Origin of the sequence: Lysobacter soyae (assembly GCF_019551435.1) — a bacterium.
Taxonomy (GTDB): domain Bacteria; phylum Pseudomonadota; class Gammaproteobacteria; order Xanthomonadales; family Xanthomonadaceae; genus Solilutibacter; species Solilutibacter soyae.
In genome coordinates this window covers 441,117-459,660 of the sequence record NZ_CP080544.1, presented here as the reverse complement: position 1 = coordinate 459,660, position 18,544 = coordinate 441,117, and the positions used below count along the sequence as shown (strand labels likewise).

At 59.5% G+C, this 18,544-nt stretch carries 15 protein-coding genes; 3 read left to right on the top strand and 12 right to left on the bottom strand.

Annotated elements, in window-relative coordinates; genetic code table 11:
* Window positions 1-12 precede the first annotated feature (12 nt).
* From H8L67_RS02115 to H8L67_RS02075, 9 genes are all read right to left on the bottom strand, one after another.
* Entirely contained in the window at window positions 13-2,112 is a 2,100-nt protein-coding gene (locus tag H8L67_RS02115) for a S9 family peptidase (protein WP_220380148.1), read from the bottom strand.
* Window positions 2,109-4,202: a prolyl oligopeptidase family serine peptidase gene (locus H8L67_RS02110; protein WP_220380147.1), complete on the bottom strand. Its 2,094-nt coding sequence runs from the start codon at window positions 4,200-4,202 to the stop codon at window positions 2,109-2,111. The genes H8L67_RS02115 and H8L67_RS02110 overlap by 4 nt, the downstream gene beginning before the upstream one ends.
* 74 nt (window positions 4,203-4,276) lie before the next feature.
* A complete protein-coding gene (locus H8L67_RS02105) occupies window positions 4,277-4,522 on the bottom strand; it encodes a hypothetical protein (RefSeq protein WP_220380146.1) in 246 nt (81 codons plus the stop codon).
* Between the two features lie 61 nt (window positions 4,523-4,583).
* Window positions 4,584-5,552: a helix-turn-helix transcriptional regulator gene (locus H8L67_RS02100; RefSeq protein ID WP_220380145.1), complete on the bottom strand. Its 969-nt coding sequence runs from the start codon at window positions 5,550-5,552 to the stop codon at window positions 4,584-4,586.
* A gap of 53 nt (window positions 5,553-5,605) precedes the next feature.
* Window positions 5,606-6,514: a hydroxymethylbilane synthase gene (hemC, locus tag H8L67_RS02095; RefSeq protein ID WP_220380144.1), complete on the bottom strand. Its 909-nt coding sequence runs from the start codon at window positions 6,512-6,514 to the stop codon at window positions 5,606-5,608.
* A gap of 24 nt (window positions 6,515-6,538) precedes the next feature.
* A complete protein-coding gene (locus H8L67_RS02090) occupies window positions 6,539-7,279 on the bottom strand; it encodes a LytR/AlgR family response regulator transcription factor (RefSeq protein ID WP_255556008.1) in 741 nt (246 codons plus the stop codon).
* Between the two features lie 7 nt (window positions 7,280-7,286).
* Window positions 7,287-7,958: an alpha/beta hydrolase gene (locus H8L67_RS02085; protein WP_220380143.1), complete on the bottom strand. Its 672-nt coding sequence runs from the start codon at window positions 7,956-7,958 to the stop codon at window positions 7,287-7,289.
* Window positions 7,958-8,875, bottom strand: coding sequence for an arginine deiminase-related protein (locus H8L67_RS02080; RefSeq protein WP_220380142.1), 918 nt, complete (start codon window positions 8,873-8,875; stop codon window positions 7,958-7,960). Before H8L67_RS02080 ends, H8L67_RS02085 begins: the two co-directional genes overlap by 1 nt.
* A gap of 8 nt (window positions 8,876-8,883) precedes the next feature.
* A complete protein-coding gene (locus H8L67_RS02075) occupies window positions 8,884-9,450 on the bottom strand; it encodes a protein tyrosine phosphatase family protein (RefSeq protein ID WP_220380141.1) in 567 nt (188 codons plus the stop codon).
* 149 nt (window positions 9,451-9,599) lie between these two features.
* Here H8L67_RS02075 and H8L67_RS02070 point away from each other — a divergent pair, with 149 nt between their 5' ends.
* A complete protein-coding gene (locus tag H8L67_RS02070; protein WP_220380140.1) occupies window positions 9,600-11,804 on the top strand; it encodes a TonB-dependent receptor in 2,205 nt (734 codons plus the stop codon).
* Window positions 11,805-11,843: 39 nt separating this feature from the next.
* Here H8L67_RS02070 and H8L67_RS02065 read toward each other — a convergent pair whose 3' ends face one another.
* The 3 genes from H8L67_RS02065 to H8L67_RS02055 are packed head-to-tail and all read right to left on the bottom strand — an operon-like array spanning window position 11,844 to window position 16,131.
* Window positions 11,844-13,868: an NADPH-dependent 2,4-dienoyl-CoA reductase gene (locus H8L67_RS02065; RefSeq protein ID WP_220380139.1), complete on the bottom strand. Its 2,025-nt coding sequence runs from the start codon at window positions 13,866-13,868 to the stop codon at window positions 11,844-11,846.
* 38 nt (window positions 13,869-13,906) lie between these two features.
* Window positions 13,907-15,037, bottom strand: coding sequence for a fatty acid desaturase family protein (locus tag H8L67_RS02060; RefSeq protein ID WP_220380138.1), 1,131 nt, complete (start codon window positions 15,035-15,037; stop codon window positions 13,907-13,909).
* 5 nt (window positions 15,038-15,042) lie between these two features.
* Complete coding sequence (locus tag H8L67_RS02055; protein WP_220380137.1) at window positions 15,043-16,131, bottom strand: ferredoxin reductase; 1,089 nt, start codon at window positions 16,129-16,131, stop codon at window positions 15,043-15,045.
* A 92-nt stretch (window positions 16,132-16,223) separates the two neighbouring features.
* Between H8L67_RS02055 and fabR the strand changes: the two genes are divergently transcribed.
* Window positions 16,224-16,868, top strand: a complete 645-nt coding sequence (gene fabR, locus H8L67_RS02050; protein WP_220380136.1) for an HTH-type transcriptional repressor FabR — start codon at window positions 16,224-16,226, stop codon at window positions 16,866-16,868.
* A 57-nt stretch (window positions 16,869-16,925) separates the two neighbouring features.
* The gene (locus H8L67_RS02045) at window positions 16,926-18,533 is read left to right on the top strand and encodes an MFS transporter (RefSeq protein ID WP_255556007.1); all 1,608 of its coding nucleotides are present in this window, start codon (window positions 16,926-16,928) and stop codon (window positions 18,531-18,533) included.
* Window positions 18,534-18,544 lie beyond the last annotated feature (11 nt).

Here is an 18,544-nt window from a genome sequence, read left to right as displayed (position 1 = left end):
GCGATTTTAGCCTCAATTTTCGACCGAGAGCTCGCTCAACATGAACGCATATTGCTCGGCGATTTCACGATAGCGCTGGAACCTGCCGGACTTTCCGCCGTGCCCGGCCTCCATATTGGTTCGGAACACCACGGGCCGATCCCCGGTGTTGAGATCACGCAATCGCGCGACATATTTCGCCGGTTCCCAGTACTGCACTTGCGAGTCCCATAGACCGGTACCGACAAACATGGCCGGATAGGCGTGCGCGGACAAATTGTCGTACGGCGAATACGACAGCATGTAGTCGTAAGCCTGCGGACTTTCTTCGGGATTGCCCCACTCGTCGTACTCGTTGGTGGTCAGCGGAATGCTGGCATCCATCATGGTGGTGACCACATCCACAAAGGGCACCTGCGACACAATCACCCGATAGACGTCGGGCGCCATGTTGGTGATCGCCCCCATCAACAAGCCACCGGCACTACCCCCCATTGCGGCGACGCGATCTTTGGCTGCATACCCGTTTTCCACCAGCCAAGCGGTGACGTCGATGAAATCCGTAAACGTGTTTTTCTTGTTGAACAATTTGCCGTCTTCATACCAGGCACGGCCCATTTCCTGACCGCCGCGGATGTGCGCGAGCGCATACAGCATGCCGCGATCCAGCAAGCTCACGATGGATGCGGTGAAGCCCGGATCCATGGACGCGCCGTAACTGCCGTAACCGTATTGCAGCATCGCCGCACTGCCGTCACGCTTGAAATCCTTGCGGTAAACCAACGACACCGGCACGTGGGTCTTGCCATCACGCGCCGGCACCCACACACGTTCGGTGGCGTAGGCGGTCGGATCGAAACCCGGCACCGGCTGTTGCTTCAACAGCTGTCGCGCACCGCTATGCACATTGAGCGCGAAGATCGTTGCCGGTGTCGTCAAGGAGGTATAGCCGTAGCGCAGCTCTTGTGAATCCGGCTCGGCGTTGACGTCCGGCCACATCGAATAAGCGCTGTCATCGGCACGCACGTAAGTGGATTGGCCGTCACGCAGAATACGAATTCGCTCGAGTCCGCCGCTGCGCTCGGCGATGGCCGTGAATGTCTTGAAGAGCTCGAAACCTTCGACAAAGACTTCGGAATCATGCACCACCCAATCCTGCCATTCGCTGCGACCGCGCGCGGCATCCCCCGCAGTGACAATCTTGAAATTGGTGGCGTCATCGGCGTTGGTACGAATCACCCAACGGCCGTCGAAATGATCCGCGTCGTATTCAAGGTCGCGCTCGCGTGCAGCCAAGCAAACGAACTCGGACGGCGCGGCAGCCGGGGTGAATCGCACTTCATTCGAGACGGTGCTATCGAGCGAAATGACAATGTACTGATCGTCGCGCGTGCGCCCGATGCCCATGTAGAAGCTGTCGTCCGCCTCTTCATACACCAGTTCGTCGGCATCGACGGCAGTGCCCAACACGTGCCTCTTGACCCGTTTGGTCAGCAGGGTTTCGGGATCATTCTCAATATAGAAAAACGATTTTCCGTCATCCGCCCACACTCCATAGCCCGCGGTACCGGGAATCGACTCCGGATAGACCTCGCCGGTGTCGAGCGATTTGACCCGCAAGGTGTACTGCCGGCGACCATTGCTGTCTTCGCCGTAAACCACTTTGGTGTTGTCCTGGCTGACAGTCCTGCCGCTAATGGCAAAGTAGTCTTTTCCGGCCGCCATTTGATTGACATCAAACAAGACCTGCTCGCCCGCGAAGTCGGCGGCATTGTTGGCAGATTGGATGCCCAGTGCATCCATGCCCGGTGCATCCTCGCGCCGCGCGTACACCGGATAGTCCTTGCCCTCTTCGAATCGCGTGTAGTACCACCAGCCGCGATCACGATAAGGCACCGAGCTGTCATCCTGCTTGATACGCGAAACAATTTCGCCGTACAGCGTTTCTTCCAGCGGCTTGAGCGGCGCCATCACCTCATCGGCATAGGCGTTTTCCGCGTTCAAGTACGCGAGAACGTCAGGATCTTCGCGACGGTCGTCGCGCATCCAGTAATACTCGTCAGAACGGGAGGCGCCATGCGGCGCCTCCACGACGTGCTGACGCTTTTCCGCGTCAGGAATCGGCTTGCTCATTTTCCGTCCAGCGCTTTCCACAAGAAGGTATAGGTCAGTGCCGTGGCTTTGGCGGCCAACTCGTTGGTCGAACCAGCACCGTGGCCACCTTCGGTATTTTCGAAGTACATCACGTCCTTGTTGGCCGCCAACATTTTGGCCGCCATCTTGCGCGCATGCCCCGGATGCACGCGGTCATCCTTGGTGGTGGTGAAGATGAAGGTCGGCGGATAGTGCTTGGCCGGATCGAACAATTGATAGGCCGAGAACTTCTGGATATAGGCCCATTCCTCCGGAATGTCCGGATTGCCGTATTCGGCCATCCACGAAGCCCCTGCCAACAACTTGTTGTAACGCTTCATATCGAGCAAAGGCACTTGGATGACGATGCCGCCGAACAGCTCCGGATACTGCGTCAGCATGTTGCCGGCCAGCAAACCGCCGTTGCTTCCCCCCATCGCCGCCAGATGCTTGGGCGAGGTGATCTTGTGGTTGGACAATTCTTCGGCGACCGCCGCGAAATCCTCATAGGCCTTGTGACGGTTTTGCTTGAGCGCAGCCTGGTGCCAGGCCGGACCGTATTCACCGCCACCACGGATGTTGGCGACCACGTACACACCGCCGCGCTCGAGCCAGGCTTTGCCAATCGTGCCGGAATAGTTCGGCGTCAATGAGACTTCAAAACCACCATAGCCGTAGAGGAGGGTCGGGTTGCTGCCATCGTGTTTCACACCTTTCTTATGCACGATGAAGAACGGCACCTTGGTGCCATCTTTTGAGTTGGCGAAATGCTGCTCGACCACGAGGTTGTCGGCGTTGAAAAACACCGGATTCTGCTTCAGTACTTCCGGCGTTTTGCCAATTTCCGCCAGCGCCAGGGTTGAAGGCGTGATGTAGTCGGAGTAGCTCATCCACACCGCATCGGAGCTGTCGGCATCCACGGCGGAGACATTGACGGTGCCGATTTTCGGCGCACCGGTGAACTCACTGGTTTGCCAACGCTTGCCGTCGTGCTTCAGGACACGCAATCGGTTCTTCACGTTGTCGAGCACGTTGAGCACGAAGTAATTGCGCGTCGGCGTGAAACTGGCCAGGGAGGTCGTGGCCGTCGGCGTGAACAACACGTCGAACACACGTCCGCCCTTCATGAAAGCGTCGAAGTTTGTCGCCAGCAGCGAACCGGCGGCGTAGGTTTTGCCACCCACGGTCCAGTTGTCGCGCAGTTCAAGCAATAACCATTCGCGCACAACCGATTTGCCGACGGAATTCGGCACGTCGATCTTGCGCAGGGCGTTGCCATCACGCAAATACAACTCATCGTTGTAGAAGGCCAGATTGCGTGAGACGAAATCACGTTCGTAGCCGGGCGTGTCATCGTGATAGGACGAAATCGACATGTCGTCGGCCTTGCCCTCGTAAATCACTTTCGCTTCGGACATCGGGGTACCGCGGGTCCAAAGGCGCGTGGTGCGCGGATAACCCGAGGTGGTCATCGAGCCCGCGCCGAAATCCGTGTCGACGTAGACATGATCTTGGTCGATCCAGCTCAGATCGCCTTTGGCGACGGGCTTCTCAAAGCCGCCTTTCACAAAGGACTTGGTGTTCAGATCGAATTCGCGCGTGGTGTCGGCGTCTGAGCCGCCCGGCGAGAGGGAAACCAGGCAGCGTGTGTATTCCGGACGCAAGCAGGACGCGCCGTGCCATACCCAATTCTTGCCTTCCGCTTTGTTCAAAGCGTCGAGATCAAGCACGGTCTCCCAAGTGGGCGACTTCTTGCGATATTCGTTCAGTGTGGTGCGGCGCCAAATGCCGCGTACGTGCGTCTTGTCTTGCCAGAAGTTGTAATAGTAGTCACCGATCTTGCTGACGGCGGGAATCTTCTCGTTCGAATCGAGGACGGCCAGAATGTCGTTGTAGAGAGAGGTGTACAGGGCGGCTTCGCCCAAGGCTTTTTCAGTGCGGGCGTTTTGGGCGCGCACCCATTCCATCGGCTTCTCGCCATTGATGTCTTCAAGCCATTGATAGGGATCGTCTTGCATAGGTGTTTGTGCGTGGGCACCGGTGGCCATGGCGGCGGAAAGTGCACCAATCCACCAGAAGCGAGTGAGCATATCAAGACCCCTTGGAATGAACGACCTTCAACGCTACCACGCAGCGCGGCCGTTCACTCGGGTCTGAAGTAACATCAGCGGCGCACACGCACCGCTTGGGGTGCGCGTACCGGCGCCATGCTGAACGGCACGGACGGTATCGCAAAGCCGCGCATGGCCCACAGCATCACCGCCGGCATGCCGACCAACCACATGGGCAGATAACCGAACCAATCGGTGGTAACGCGCGCCTGCGGCACCGCGACGACCAAAATCAGGCCGAAGACCAAGGTGCGACGCAGGACGAGTTCAAACGACGAGACTTTGCCGGAAGCTTTCATGGCGGAACTCCATTGGACGATGGAGACAGCTTCCCGCAGTGATATCTCAGAGACTGCGACGCTACTCGCCGTAGTTGGACAAGGCCAGTTTCAACAAGGTTTTCGCCTGCTCACGCAGGGCCACGGGTTCGATGATTTCGGCATCGGCGCCGTACTGCATCACATCCATTAGCAACTCGCGCCCGTTACTGTATGGCACCTTCAATTCATAGCGGCCGTCGGGCAACATCTTGCCTTCTTGGCGGGAATGCCAATGCTCGTCGGCCACCCAACGTGCGGATTTGGCATTGAAGCGGATGGTGGCCATGCCCTTGGCTTCGCCGGAAAAAATACCGTAGCCATCGGCCAGATGTTTCGACAGTTGCTGCTCGTCGACATCATGCGTCGGCGACTCAATGACCTTGACCTGGCTCATGCGATCCACGGAAAAGCTGCGCAGACCGTCACGATCGTGATCCCACGCGTCCAAATACCAGTTGCCGCGATAGTGGGTGATGCGCTGTGGCGACACATGGCGGCGGGTGCGTTCGTCGGTCGAGCGCGCGCGATAATCGAATTGGATCTGTTTGCGCTCAAGCACCGCCGACGCCACCAGCCGGAACGCGTGCTCGTCCATCTTGCGTGCCTTGTGCGCAAGAATGCGGACGCGCTCGACCGGCCATTGTTTGCCGCCGGACTGCTCCGCTAGCAGTTTGTCGATGCGTGACTGCAGCGGCGCCAGCGCACTGGACAGAATATTGGCACTGGTCCGACCGAAAAGCGCTTGCGCTGCGAGCAAAGCGTGCAGCTCTTCCGAGCTCAACCACAGCCCCGGCAATTCAAAGCGATCGTCTTCGCTTCGGTCGTACTTGAAACCGTTTTCACCATCGCCGGTGATCGGCGCCATCAACGCGTCGCGCATGTAGGCAATGTCGCGGTACACGGTGGCGCGAGAACAACTCAACTCTTCCTGCAATTGCGGCACCGTGATGGGTGTTTTACGTGCTTGAAACACACGATGCAAAGCGTGAATACGTTCGTTCCGATCCATGAGCGACGCTGGTTTTCTACGGGAGAACCTTAAGCTTACCGCCTGTGCTTCGCTCAGGCGATGAATTGCCCCGCCCCGGCCTCGAGCAGGCTTGCCGCCACCGCTTTGCCAAGCGCATCAGCGCCTGAAGCGGCGCCGCTGGTTTGCGCACGTACGCAGCGGCCCGTGGCGGCATCACCGACCAATCCCGCAATGTGCAAATTCTCGCCGTTCAAAGTTGCCAGCGCAGCAATCGGCAGATGACAGCTGCCACCCAAGGCGCGATTCGCGGCACGCTCGGCTTCCACGCAAATGCGTGTGGTGGCGTCATCCAACACGGCCACGAGACGGGCGATATCGTCGGCGTTGTCTGCGCACTCAATCGCAATGGCACCCTGCGCCGGCGCCGGCAACCAGTCGGGCGCATCCAGTCGGCTGCGAATACGGTCCGCCATACCCAAGCGCAGAAGTCCGGCGCAGGCCAAGATAATGGCGTCGTATTGGCCCTCATCCAACTTCGCCAGACGCGTATTGACGTTGCCGCGCAGGTCGGAGACACGCAAATCCGGACGCAATTTCAACAGCTGCGCGCGGCGGCGCAATGAGGAGGTGCCCACATGCGCGCCTTCTGGCAGCGCTGCGATGTCGTCGAAGTGATTGCTGATGAAAGCATCGGCCGAATCCGCCCGCTGCAGGATGGCGGGCAACCTGAAACCCGGTTCCAATTCCATAGGCACATCTTTGAGGGAATGCACAGCGCAATCCGCTTCGCCGCGTTCCATCGCGAGTTCGAGCTCTTTCAAGAACAGCCCCTTGCCGCCGATCGCGGCCAGGGAACGGTCGAGTTGCTCATCGCCGCGGGTCGATAGGGGGACCAATTCGATCTGCAAGTCCGGATACGCGACACGCAGACGCTCGGCCACATGCTCGGTTTGCCACAGGGCGAGCGGGCTTTTGCGCGTGGCGATTCGGAGAATTTTCATCTCGCCATTATCGCTGATCGTGCCTCAAGCGCGGGTGCTGTTCTCAAAGGCGAGCTTGACCTGTGCCAGGCAGCGCCGACTCACCTCCAACGGTTTTTCCACCGCGGTCAAATGCACCCATGCTTGGCCTTCGTCGCCGCGTGTCAATGCTGACAGCGCGGACCGGGACACGAGGCAATTGCGATGAATCCGAAGGAAATCCTCTCCGTGTTGGGCTTCGATGGATTTCAACGTGTCATCAATGACGTGCACGCCATCCTCGGCGTGGGCAGTCACATATTTTTCGTCCGCTTGCAAATAGTGGATGCTGTCAAACGGCACTTTTCGAAGGGCGCCGCGCGACCTCGACACAAAATGTTTTCCGCTGCCTGAGATGCGGTTTGCCGCGGCGCGCCCGAGCAGGAATTGCCGCGCCCGGGTCAATGCCAACGCCAATCGTTCCTTGCGGATCGGTTTCACCAAGTAGTCGACCGCATGGTTTTCAAACGCCGTCACCGCATGTGCGTCATGCGCCGTGACAAAGATCACACCGGGTGCATCCGCGCGTTCGGATAATACGCGCGCAAGCTGCAATCCATCCATGCCCGGCATCAGGATGTCGAGCAAGAGCACGTCCACCTGCTCGTTGTTTATCGTTGCTAGCGCGGCGGCGCCTTCATCCGCACTATCCAGCACATGCACGTCCGGCATTTGCAACAGCATCGCGCGCAAACGCTCTCGTGCCAGCGCCTCATCATCCACCACCAAGATGCGCAGCGGCGTCATGCCCGTCTCACGTGCCGGCGTTGAAACGCGCCGACATCCAATCTTGAAGGCTGTCGATTTCTTCGCGACAGGTGGAATGCTGCATCGGATGGTAACCCTGCCATTCGACTTCAAACCCCATGGCGCGCAGCGCGTGTGCGGATCGCTCGCTTTCGCGAATGGGAATCACCGGATCTTGCGTGCCATGGGCCATGAAGATCTTTGCCTGCTCGGCGCCTTCCGCTTTTTCGGCGGCGGACTCTGCCGGCGCAGGAAGATAGGTGGACAACGCAATCAACCCCGCCAGTTTGCGCGTGCTTCGCACACCGTACGACAAAGTCACCGCACCGCCTTGCGAAAAACCGGCGATGAAGATGTGATCGGCCGGCACACCCCGTTGGATCTCCTCTTCAACCAATTCGTCCAAATCGCGAATCGACTCGCGCACACCGGTCATGTCGGCGCGATTGGCGAAATCCATATCCGAGATGTCGTACCAGGCGCGCATTCGATAACCATTGTTGATGGTGACCGCGCGCTCGGGCGCATTGGGAAAGACAAAGCGGATCGCCGGCCATTCCGCCTTGACCAATTCCGGCACCAAGGGCACGAAATCGTTGGCATCCGCACCCAGCCCATGCAGCCAGATCACGGACCATTGCGGTGACGAGCCGGTTTCGAGTTCCACACAATCCAACATCAATAGATCTCCCCGATACAGCAGCGCAGGGAACCCCCTGCCGCTTCAATGGAATCCAATGGTACGGTCCGCAGCGCGAAACCTGCGGCGCTCAATGTGGCGTTGTGATCCGCCGTCAATGATTGTCCGGCGCGCGCACTCATCCACACCGTGTTGTTTGAAACCGCGATGCAATTGCCGACAAAGTCGGCGTGTTCCTGCGCATTGCAAATAACCACATGGTCGCCGTACAAGTCCGAGAACACGTCGACGAGGGCGGGCTCGGCAAAGCCGGCCGGACAAACCACCGCCGCACGCCCGGCAAGCACCGCCAACACCACGTTGGTGTGATATTCCGAGGGTGCGAGATCAAACATCAACGATGCGCGCAGGCCGAATGCCTCATGCATGAGACGCGCGCCTTCTTCGTCGCAGCGCTCGGACAGTCCGATGAAGCCCAAACCGCGCGCGCGATCAATGACCAAAGCCCCGGTCAATTCCGCTACGTGCGCTTGCGTAGACAAATCGACGGTCTGATAACCCAAAGTATCGCTGAAGAAGCCTCGGATGTCTTCGCGCGCTGCCTCACGCTGTCTGACCGGATGGCGCATGCGTCCGATCACGACGCGACCCGGTGCGGTGGCAAATACGTTGTTGGGGAATACGGCGTCCGGCGTTTCCTCGCGGCCGGGAAAACCGATCACCGGCACGACAGCGGACATCGCCAATTGCAGTTGCCGGTGTTGTTCCAGCGCCCGCCCCGGATCGAAGGCCTGTGCTTCCGCCATGTAGCTGTTGTCTTGCGCTGACTCCTCCGCCAGCGAAAACCCTTCCGGGGTGATCAGGAAAACACTGCGGGGGGTGGCAGGTCCGAAGTCGGGTTCAAGAAGACGTGCCGCAGATAGAAAATCCGCGCTATCGCGAGTCAACAACGTCATGAAACGGGTCAGTCCTTTTTGGCGGGGGGTGCTGGTGGTGTTGGGGGTGCCGGCGGCATTGGTGCGGCTGCCGGCAAATGCAACAGTTCCCGCACCCGGGCTTCGGAACTTTGCATACCGGCGGCCTTGCCGAGCGCGAGCGCCTGTGCGGCCGGCATATTTTCTTCCTGCGCCGCCATCAAGGCCATCAACCCGCCGACGCGATTGCCCGACGCGCAATGCACCAGTACCGGCGTGCCGTTCGCTGCATTCAATGCAGCCTTCAATTTTTTCGCGTTGACATCATTGATGTCTTGCATCGTGAAAATCGGCACTTCGATATATGTCATGCCTTCAGCGCGCACTTCCTTGGCCTCGTCGCGCCCGCCCATTTCTTTCATCGGGCGCAAGTTCACGACTGTGGTGATGCCGCGCTTGCGCAGCGATTTCCATTCGGTGCTCACAGGCTGCCCGGCGGTATAGACGCCTGGACGCGGATTCATCAATGGGGTCGCCTTTGTCGCCGCCTCAGTCTTGCCATCGGCAGGATTGGCATCACCGGCGACCGGATGCGCCAAGCCAATCGAGGTGGCCATACACAGGCATATCGGAATCAGGAATCTGGACATGGTGGAAGCACTCGGGGGAGAAATTCGATTGTAGCCCCGAGAAACCGTGACCAATGGCAGTGTTTTGGTTTAATGTTACATTATAACTTTACATCCTCTCTACCCAGATCACGACCATGACCCACGCCGCAAATGCCCCACGTCGAACCCGTCTTGCCGCCGCTGTTTTGTTGGCATTGCCGATGTCGGTATTTGCACAAACCGCGCCTGCCACCGGTGCGGACCCGCACACGTCGACGCCCAAACAATTGGATGCCATCAACATTTCTTCGCTGCCATGGATGCAATCGGCCCGCGACATCGTGCGACCGGTCGAGGTCCTGAGCGGGGAAAAACTGGACGATGCGCGCGCGGCCACCTTGGGACAAACACTTCAGCAATTGCCAGGCGTGCAGTCAACCAGTTTCGGGCCGAGTGTGGGCCGTCCGATCATCCGCGGGTTGGAAGGTGCGCGCGTGCAAGTAGTGAGCGACGGCATGTCCAGTGGCGACGTGTCGGCATTGAGCGCCGATCACGCCATCAGCATCGATCCGTTCTTGGCCGACCAAGTGGAAGTCGTGAAGGGTCCTGCAACCTTGCTCTATGGCAGTGGCGCCATGGGCGGTGCGGTGAACGTGACCGACGGTCGGACGCCTCATGAATCCGGAGAACGCCCCTTAAGCGGCCGTGTCGAGTTGCGCGGCGGCGGCGCCGAGGATTTGCGGAGCGGTGTGTTTCGCGTTGACGGCAGCACGAATCCCGGCGGTGCCGGATTTGTATTCCATGCCGACGGTTCACTGCGCGAAACCAACGATCTCAAAATTCCCGGCTTCGGTGAATCGAATGCGTTGTTGCAAGCCGAAGGTGAAACACCGGACCCGGCCGACAAAGGTGTACTGAAAAACAGCGCGTCGCGCATCGCCAACGGGGCGCTGGGTGTCACCTGGGTGGGCGATAGCGCGCACTTGGGCATGTCTTCGAGTCTTTACGATGCGCGCTATGGCGTACCGGGGCACGAAGCACACGCGCATGACCCTGGCGCGCCCGAAGAGGAAGGTGACGTGGTGCTGCGCATGCGCCAAACCCGCCATACCTTGCACGGCGGATTCGATACCGATGGATTCATTCGCAACGGCAAATTCAATTACACACAGACCGCCTACACGCACACCGAGTACGAAGGCGGCAATGTCGGCACGATTTTCAACAACAAGACCGACGAATTCCGCGGCGAACTGGTGCACGCCGCCATCGCCGGTTGGGACGGCGCGTTCGGCTTGCAATTGTCGAAACGCGATTTTGATGCCGAGGGTGACGAGGCCTTCGTACCCAAGAGCGATACGCGCGATGCCGGTCTGTTTTGGCTCGGCAAGCGCAGCGTTGGCGCCTTGGATTTGGAAGCCGGGGCGCGATTGGAGCGCGTGCGCGTACGTGCCGAAGCCAATCCGGCGCTACCGGCAAGAGTGAACGACCGAAGCTTCACCGCGCAAAACTTTTCCGCCGCCGCGCGTTGGCATTGGACGCCGCAATGGGCCATTGATTTGAGTCTTGATCAATCGCAACGCGCGCCCGCCGCCGAGGAGCTGTACGCCAACGGCGCACACGCGGCGACACGCACGATTGAAATCGGCGACGATCGCCTGCAGAAGGAAACCGCACGTCGCGCCGAAATCGGCCTGCGTTTCCACAGTGAACGCACCGAATTTCACTTGAATGCCTACCAAGTGAACTACACCGGCTTCATTCACCCCACGCAGTTGTTCCAACGCGGCAGCGTTGCCGATGCGGTCGTCGAAGACGGACTGCCCGTGTATGCCATCACCCAATCCGACGCACGCTTCCGAGGCGTGGAAGCCGAGGGCAATTTCACCTTGCTGGATAAAGACGGCCGGCAACTCATGCTGCGCGCCTTCGGCGATGTGGTTCGCGCGCAACTACAAGGCAATGCCTATGTCGAGGCCGATCCGTTGCTCATTCACGACGGCGATACGCATGCACTTGCCAGTTGGTACAGCAGTGCCGGCAATGTGCCGCGCTTGGCCCCTGCCCGCTTCGGATTGGGTCTGAAATGGCAGGCCGGACCCTGGCGCGCGTCTTTGAACGGCATTCGCACGATGCGACAAACGCGTGTCGCCACCAACGAAAGTGAAACGCCCGGCTCCACCTTGGTGGATGCCCACCTCGCTTGGCATCGCGACACCGCCAGTGGCACCGGCTTTGAATTGTTCGTCGATGGCGAAAATCTGCTAAACACCGAGGCGCGTCCGCATACGTCCTATTTGAAAGATTTGGCGCCGCTGGGGGGACGCGGCGTTCAAGCCGGCGTCCGGATTTATTTCTAAGCACGCTGCGCGTTGCCGTGCGAACCGGGTGCGGATCCCTTAAAGGACCGCACCCAATCGGCTGCCTTGATCGATGGCCCGTTTGGCATTGAGTTCGGCCGCCACATCGGCACCGCCGATCAGTCTGGGTGTTTTTCCTTGCGCGGTAAGCGCGTCGAACAGACCGCGGCGAGATTCTTGCCCCGCACAGATCACCACGTGGTCCACAGACAGCACTTGCGTCGCTTCGTTGATGCGCACATGCAGACCGGCGTCGTCCACTTTCAAATATTCGACGCCGCCGAGCATGTGTACACCTTTGGCTTTCAAGGTCGCACGATGAATCCAACCGGTGGTTTTACCAAGACGCTTGCCGGGCTTGCCCGGTGACCGTTGCAGTAGCCACAGCTCGCGCGCCGGCGGCTCAGGTTTTGGCGATGCCAAGCCGCCGTTTGTATTGAACTGGGGATCCACCCCCCACTCGGCCATCCAACGGCCTTTGTCGAGCGAAGGCGAACCGCCGTGTTCGACCAGGAATTCCGCGACGTCAAATCCGATACCACCGGCGCCGATGATCGCCACCTTTTCTCCCGGCACCACGTTCTGTTTTAGGACGTCGAGGTAGCCGACGACTTTCGGATGATCGGCGCCCTGCAAATTCACGGCGCGCGGCGTGACGCCGGTGGCCACCACGACCTCGTCGAAGTCGTTCAAGTGTTCCGCCGTCACTTCGGTATTCAGACGCAGTGTCACGCCGGTTTCTTCAATCCGGTGATTGAAATAGCGCAAAGTTTCACAGAACTCTTCTTTGCCCGGTATGCGCTTGGCCAGATTGAATTGACCGCCGATTTCCGCCGCCGCATCAAACAAGGTCACACGATGTCCGCGCCCGGCGGCGACGGTGGCGCAGGCAAGACCGGCCGGACCGGCGCCGACCACGGCAACCGATTTGGGCGAGGTGGTCGGTGTGTAATTCAATTCGGTTTCCGCGCACGCGCGCGGATTCACCAAACAACTTGCGTGTTTGTTCTGGAAGATGTGATCGAGACAGGCTTGGTTGCACGCGATACAAGTGTTGATCGCCTGCGTCCGCCCTTGACGGGCCTTGTTCACCCACTGCGGATCGGCCAGCAACGGACGCGCCATCGAGACCATATCCGCCTTGCCGCTCGCCAGAATGTTTTCCGCCACCTCGGGCATGTTGATTCGATTGGTCGTGATCAGCGGCACCTGAACATGCGGTTTCAGTTTTGCGGTGACATCGACAAATGCGGCGCGCGGTACCGAGGTGGCGATGGTCGGCACACGCGCTTCATGCCAACCGATCCCGGTGTTGATCAAGGTGGCGCCGGCGGCTTCCACCGCCTTCGCTTGTGCCACCACTTCGGTCCAATCATTACCGCCATCGACGAGGTCCAGCATGGACAATCGATAGATGATGATGAAGTCGGGACCGCAAGCCTCGCGCACGCGGCGCACGATTTCGACAGCGAAGCGCATGCGATTGGCAGTGTCCCCACCCCAGGCATCGCTGCGCTTGTTGGTGCGTTTCACCGTGAACTGATTGAGCAGATAACCTTCCGAGCCCATGATTTCGACGCCGTCATAGCCGGCGTCGCGGGCGAGTTTCGCTGAGCGCACGAAATCTGAAATCTGGCGTGCAATGCCACGGGCACTTAAGGCGCGCGGCGTAAACGGGTTGATCGGCGCTTTGAGTTTCGATGCGGAGACGGTCAGCGGATGGTAGCCATAGCGCCCTGCGTGCAACAGTTGCAAGCAAATCTTGGCGTCATGGGCGTGCACGGCCGACGTCACTTGGCGATGGCGTTGCACGTGCCATGGCAGGCTCATGCGTCCCGAGAACGGCTTCAGCCACCCGACCACATTGGGCGAGAAGCCGCCGGTCACCATCAGCGCCACACCGCCTTCGGCGCGCTCGGCGAAGTACGCCGCCAGTTTCGGGAAATCGGCCTTTTTGTCTTCCAAGCCGGTATGCATCGAGCCCATCAGGACACGATTGCGCAGCGTGGTGAAGCCGAGATCCAGCGGGCTGAAAAGATTCGGGTACGGGGAGAGTTCGCTCATCCCTTAAGCATACTTCGGAGTATGCACGGGCGTCACCGCTAGGCGGCTGCGGCGATCAAGCTCGGCACATAGCGCGGTTTACTCGGGAAAGCATGACGCAAAATCCGCCAGATCACGGTGGAAAACTGCTTCGGCAAAGAACCGGTGTTGTAGTGCTGGCCGAAGCGTGCGCAAATTTTGCGGACCTCCACCGCCATTTCGGCATAGCGATTGGCCGGTACGTCGGGATAGAAGTGATGCTCGATCTGGTGGCTCAGATTGCCACTCCACAAATCCATCCACCGGCCGCCGGTGAGATTGGAGGAGCCGCGCAACTGGCGCAAATACCAATGCCCGCGCGATTCGTTGCGGACGCTGGCTTTAGGAAAGACCTCCGCATCAGCGGTGAAGTGACCGCAGAAAATAATCACGTAGGTCCAGATATTGCGCATCACGTTGGCGGCGATGTTGCCGAGCAACACCGGCAAAAAGAACGGCCCGGCGAGCAACGGAAACAGCACATAATCTTTCAAGATTTGGCGCAAACCTTTTTTGACCACCGGCTTCGCGAGGCCCCACAACTCGCGGCTCTTCATTTTTCCGGTGATCCAGCGACCGATACGCAAGCCTTGTATCGCCACGCCCCATTCGAACAACAACGCGAAGACCACCGCGACGAAGGGTTGGATCAGGTAGAACGCCCGCCAACGTTGTTCGGGAAAAATACGCAGCAAGCCATAGCCGATGTCCTCGTCCATGCCGCGCACATTGGTCCAGGTGTGATGGCTGTAGTTATGCGTTTGCCGCCAGTTGTCACTGGTGCCGGCAATGTCCCACTCATAGGTGTGACCCTTGAGCTTGGGGTCGCGCATCCAGTCGTACTGGCCATGCATGACGTTGTGGCCAAGCTCCATGTTTTCGAGAATTTTCGACATGCCGAGCACGAAGGCGCCGACAACGCACAAGGGCCACAAGAGCACCGGCCAAATCGTGCTGCCCAACACCGCACCGGCCATCAACAAAGCGCGGCCGGCAACACCCAGCCAACGCACACCGGCGGCGACGCGGCGAATGTAATTGGCGTCGGCCTGCCCGAGTGAGGCCAAGGTTTTGGCACGCAGCGCATCCAGCGCTTCGGCGAACTGATCGAGTTCGGCCGCGCTCAGCGCTTTGCTTTTCGGTGAGGCCATTTGCGTCACAGCTCCAAGGACAAATCGGATTGCGCGGTGGAAATGCACAAGCGCAATGCATGGGTGGGTTCTGTGCCGAGTTCACCGTTCAACACATCGCGTGAAACGCCTGCACTTTTGCCGCAAGCGCAGGTATTGCAAATGCCCATGCGACAGCCAAAAGCCGGATTGACGCCTTGCGCTTCAAGGGCCTCAAGAAGCGTTGCGCCACGTGCCACTTCGAGCGTGCGACCGCTGCGTTGCAACGTCACTTGCACCGTCCCTTCCGACTCCGGTGCGACGACTTGTACCGGCGGCGTAAATGACTCGGCCTGAAAAGACTTCGCCCAAGCCGCGACGCGCTCACGCGCCGTGCCGACGAAACCTGACGGCCCGCAGACCAAAACATGCGGCGAGGGCAAACCGGAAAACAAGGTATCGATATGCGCTTTGGAAATGCGACCGAACAAGCCCGCATCACCCTCGGGCTTTTCTCGGGTGGCGATCAGGTGAACTTTGAAGTTAGCGTGCTTGGCCATCCAGTCGCGCAAGGTTTCCGCCTGCACCCACTCACGCGCATTACGTGCCCAACACGCCAGCAGCACCGGGCGAGGAAACGCCATCGCCGCTTGTGCTTTCAGTAGTGACAACATCGGGGTGATGCCGCTGCCTGCAGCCATCAACACCACCGGCGCATTGTCCATCGGCAATTCGAAATCACCAAAGGCTTGGCTCAAATGCACCACCGCGCGTCTGCGCACCGCCTGCAAATAACGACTGACTTTGCCGCCTTCCACCGCCTTGACCGTCACCCGCAACAATTTGTCAGGCCGCGGCGCATCGGAAAGGCTGTAAGAACGCGTATGCCGGATGCCGTCAATTTCCACCGACACGTTGACATGCTGCCCGGGACGGAAGCCTTTGAAATGACGATTGGGCTTCAGCACGACAGTGGAGACGCCATCGGCCTCGGGAATCACCGCGACCACGCGCGCACGTGCCTCGTGGGTGGACCACAGGGCATTGCAACGGGATAACCAGAAATCGACCACCTGCAGGTCCGGCTTCAGCCAGTGCCAACGAGGGTCTGCGGACGCGGGGGAGAACGTGCTCATGTCGGCGATTATACAAAGAAATATACAGTTGTATATACAAGTGTATATTATTGGCTCTGCTATTCTCCGTTCAGCTAGAAAAGACCCGCGTAGTGACCGAATTCGCCACCGACACGTCCGTCATCGAGATCGGGCGCAAGAACCAGATCAGCCGCGATGATTTGCTGCTGGCGGCGCTGCGCTTGCTCGGTCCGCATCGCAGCGTGTCGTCTTTGGGTCTGCGCGAAGTGGCGCGCGAGGCCAACATTGCGCCGAACAGCTTCTATCGCCATTTCCACGATATCGACGAACTCGCCGTCGCACTGATTGAGTTGTCGGGTGAATCGCTTCGGAAGGTGGTCGACGAAGCGCGTGTGCACGCCAACAGCGGCCATACAGTGGTGCGGGGGTCGATCAATGCCTTCATGTCGCAGCTGCGCGCCGACGACGGCTTGTTGCGTGTCTTGTTGCGTGAAGGCACGACCGGCTCCGACGCCTTCAAACAAGCGGTCGACCGCCAGCTCGAATTTTTCGAGGACGAATTGCGCATCGAGTTGGTGCGTTTGACCGATGCCATGGACGAACCCTTGCATGACGCGGCACTGACGGCGAAAGCCATCACGCGTTTGATTTTTGCGATGGGCGCGCATGCGATGGATGCACCGGTCGAACAAGATGCCGACTTGACCCGGCAGATGACCCAAATGGTGACGATGATCCTGCTCGGTTCACGACAACTCAAAAAACGCCATCGCTGATTTCTTTTCTTCCATTATTTTTCAGCGCACCCACGCTGACCCCATGAGTGCCTGAACGTGTCCAAGAACGCGCTGAATTTCCCTCACCCACTGGCATTTTGGTTCGGCTGCTTGATGATCGTGGGCGGTGTGTTCGCGCACATGCCGATGTTCATGATGGGCCAACACACGCACTGGCACATGGTCGGCATGCCGATGACCACGGAAATGTGGCTCGGGATGGCCGCGATTCCGATCGGCCTTGCCTTTGCCGCTTACGGCATGATGCCGCGACTGTCGCAAATGCGATCGGCCGCGGCGGGTGATGGTGGCCATTTGCATTTTCATGTGGCCGACTCGGTCGCATTGAATAAAGAACATTGGAAACTCGTGGCTGTGTTGGTCGTGGCCTTGGCGGTGGACGTCATGAAACCGGCCACCTTGGGTTTCGTCGTGCCCGGCATGAGCGAGGAATACGGCATCAGCAAGCCTTCGGCCAGTTTGTTGGCCTTTGTTGCCTTGACCGGCACGGTCGTGGGTTCGATTGTGTGGGGCCGCGTGGCCGATGTGTTCGGTCGCCGTTCGGCGATCTTGATGGGCGCCTTGATGTTCATCGGCACCGCGATCTGCGGTGCGATGCCGAGCTTCAACTGGAACCTTGCGATGTGCTTTTTGATGGGCGCGTCGGCCGGCGGCTTGTTGCCGATCACCTTCACCCTCATGGCCGAAACCGTGCCTGCCGCCCACCGCGGTTGGTTGTTGGTTGCCCTGGGGGGTGTGGGCACCTCTGCGGGTTATCTCGCGGCATCGGGTGCCGCAGCGACCCTGGAACCGATGTTTAGCTGGCGCGTGCTCTGGTTGTTGGGCTTGCCCACCGGCGCACTGATCATCATGCTGTACCGCTTCATTCCGGAGTCGCCGCGTTTTCTATCGAACGTGGGTTTGGAAGACGCCGCGCGCGCGGTGTTGCGCAAGTTTTCCGGCAATGCAGCCGATGTTGAAGTGGATGATGACACGCACCCGGGCACGCCCAATCTCGATGCCTTGCCGAAGGCCGTCGGCATGCGCGAACTGTTGCGTGGCCCGCATGCTGCGATCAGCTGGGGCTTGCTCACCTGTGGCATGGCTTGGGGACTCGCCAATTTCGGCTTCCTGCTGTGGTTGCCGGTGAACTTGACCGAGCTCGGTGTGGATCCGAAAGCCGCGAGCGCGCTGTTGGCGAAATCCGCACTGTTCGCCTTGCCGGGCATCGCTGTGGTTGTGTGGATGTACCACCGCTGGAGCAGTTACAAATCGTTGGTGTTGTTTGTGGGGTTGTCGGCGCTGTCGCTGATGGCGTTTTGGGCGATCAGCGTGATGCAGGTGCGCGCGCAAAGCGCCACGATTTTGGCAACGGCGTCTTTGCTGGTCAGCATCAGTGGCGTCATTGCGATGTTGATTCCCTATGCGGCAGAGATCTATCCGGTGCATTTGCGCGGCACGGGCTCCGGCCTGATCGCGGCCGGCTCCAAGTTCGGCGGCATGTTGGGCGCAGGGCTAGGCGTCGCCGGATTGTTTACGCACTTCGCGTTGTCGGCGCTGGTCATCGCCGTCGCGACCGCGATTGCCGGCGTGATGATTTGGCGCGCCGGCGTCGAGACACGCGGCCGTCGTCTCGAAGACATCCAGCGTATGATCACGCGCTGAAAATTCTTCGA

What these genes read in the sequence shown, in the direction of transcription:
- H8L67_RS02115 (WP_220380148.1), bottom strand. Translation starts at nt 2,112, where the DNA reads ATGAGCAAGCCGATTCCTGACGCGGAAAAGCGTCAGCACGTCGTGGAG.
- H8L67_RS02110 (WP_220380147.1), bottom strand. Translation starts at nt 4,202, where the DNA reads ATGCTCACTCGCTTCTGGTGGATTGGTGCACTTTCCGCCGCCATGGCC.
- H8L67_RS02105 (WP_220380146.1), bottom strand. Translation starts at nt 4,522, where the DNA reads ATGAAAGCTTCCGGCAAAGTCTCGTCGTTTGAACTCGTCCTGCGTCGC.
- H8L67_RS02100 (WP_220380145.1), bottom strand. Translation starts at nt 5,552, where the DNA reads ATGGATCGGAACGAACGTATTCACGCTTTGCATCGTGTGTTTCAAGCA.
- hemC (WP_220380144.1), bottom strand. Translation starts at nt 6,514, where the DNA reads ATGAAAATTCTCCGAATCGCCACGCGCAAAAGCCCGCTCGCCCTGTGG.
- H8L67_RS02090 (WP_255556008.1), bottom strand. Translation starts at nt 7,279, where the DNA reads ATGACGCCGCTGCGCATCTTGGTGGTGGATGATGAGGCGCTGGCACGA.
- H8L67_RS02085 (WP_220380143.1), bottom strand. Translation starts at nt 7,958, where the DNA reads ATGTTGGATTGTGTGGAACTCGAAACCGGCTCGTCACCGCAATGGTCC.
- H8L67_RS02080 (WP_220380142.1), bottom strand. Translation starts at nt 8,875, where the DNA reads ATGACGTTGTTGACTCGCGATAGCGCGGATTTTCTATCTGCGGCACGT.
- H8L67_RS02075 (WP_220380141.1), bottom strand. Translation starts at nt 9,450, where the DNA reads ATGGCCACCTCGATTGGCTTGGCGCATCCGGTCGCCGGTGATGCCAAT.
- H8L67_RS02070 (WP_220380140.1), top strand. Translation starts at nt 9,600, where the DNA reads ATGACCCACGCCGCAAATGCCCCACGTCGAACCCGTCTTGCCGCCGCT.
- H8L67_RS02065 (WP_220380139.1), bottom strand. Translation starts at nt 13,868, where the DNA reads ATGAGCGAACTCTCCCCGTACCCGAATCTTTTCAGCCCGCTGGATCTC.
- H8L67_RS02060 (WP_220380138.1), bottom strand. Translation starts at nt 15,037, where the DNA reads ATGGCCTCACCGAAAAGCAAAGCGCTGAGCGCGGCCGAACTCGATCAG.
- H8L67_RS02055 (WP_220380137.1), bottom strand. Translation starts at nt 16,131, where the DNA reads ATGAGCACGTTCTCCCCCGCGTCCGCAGACCCTCGTTGGCACTGGCTG.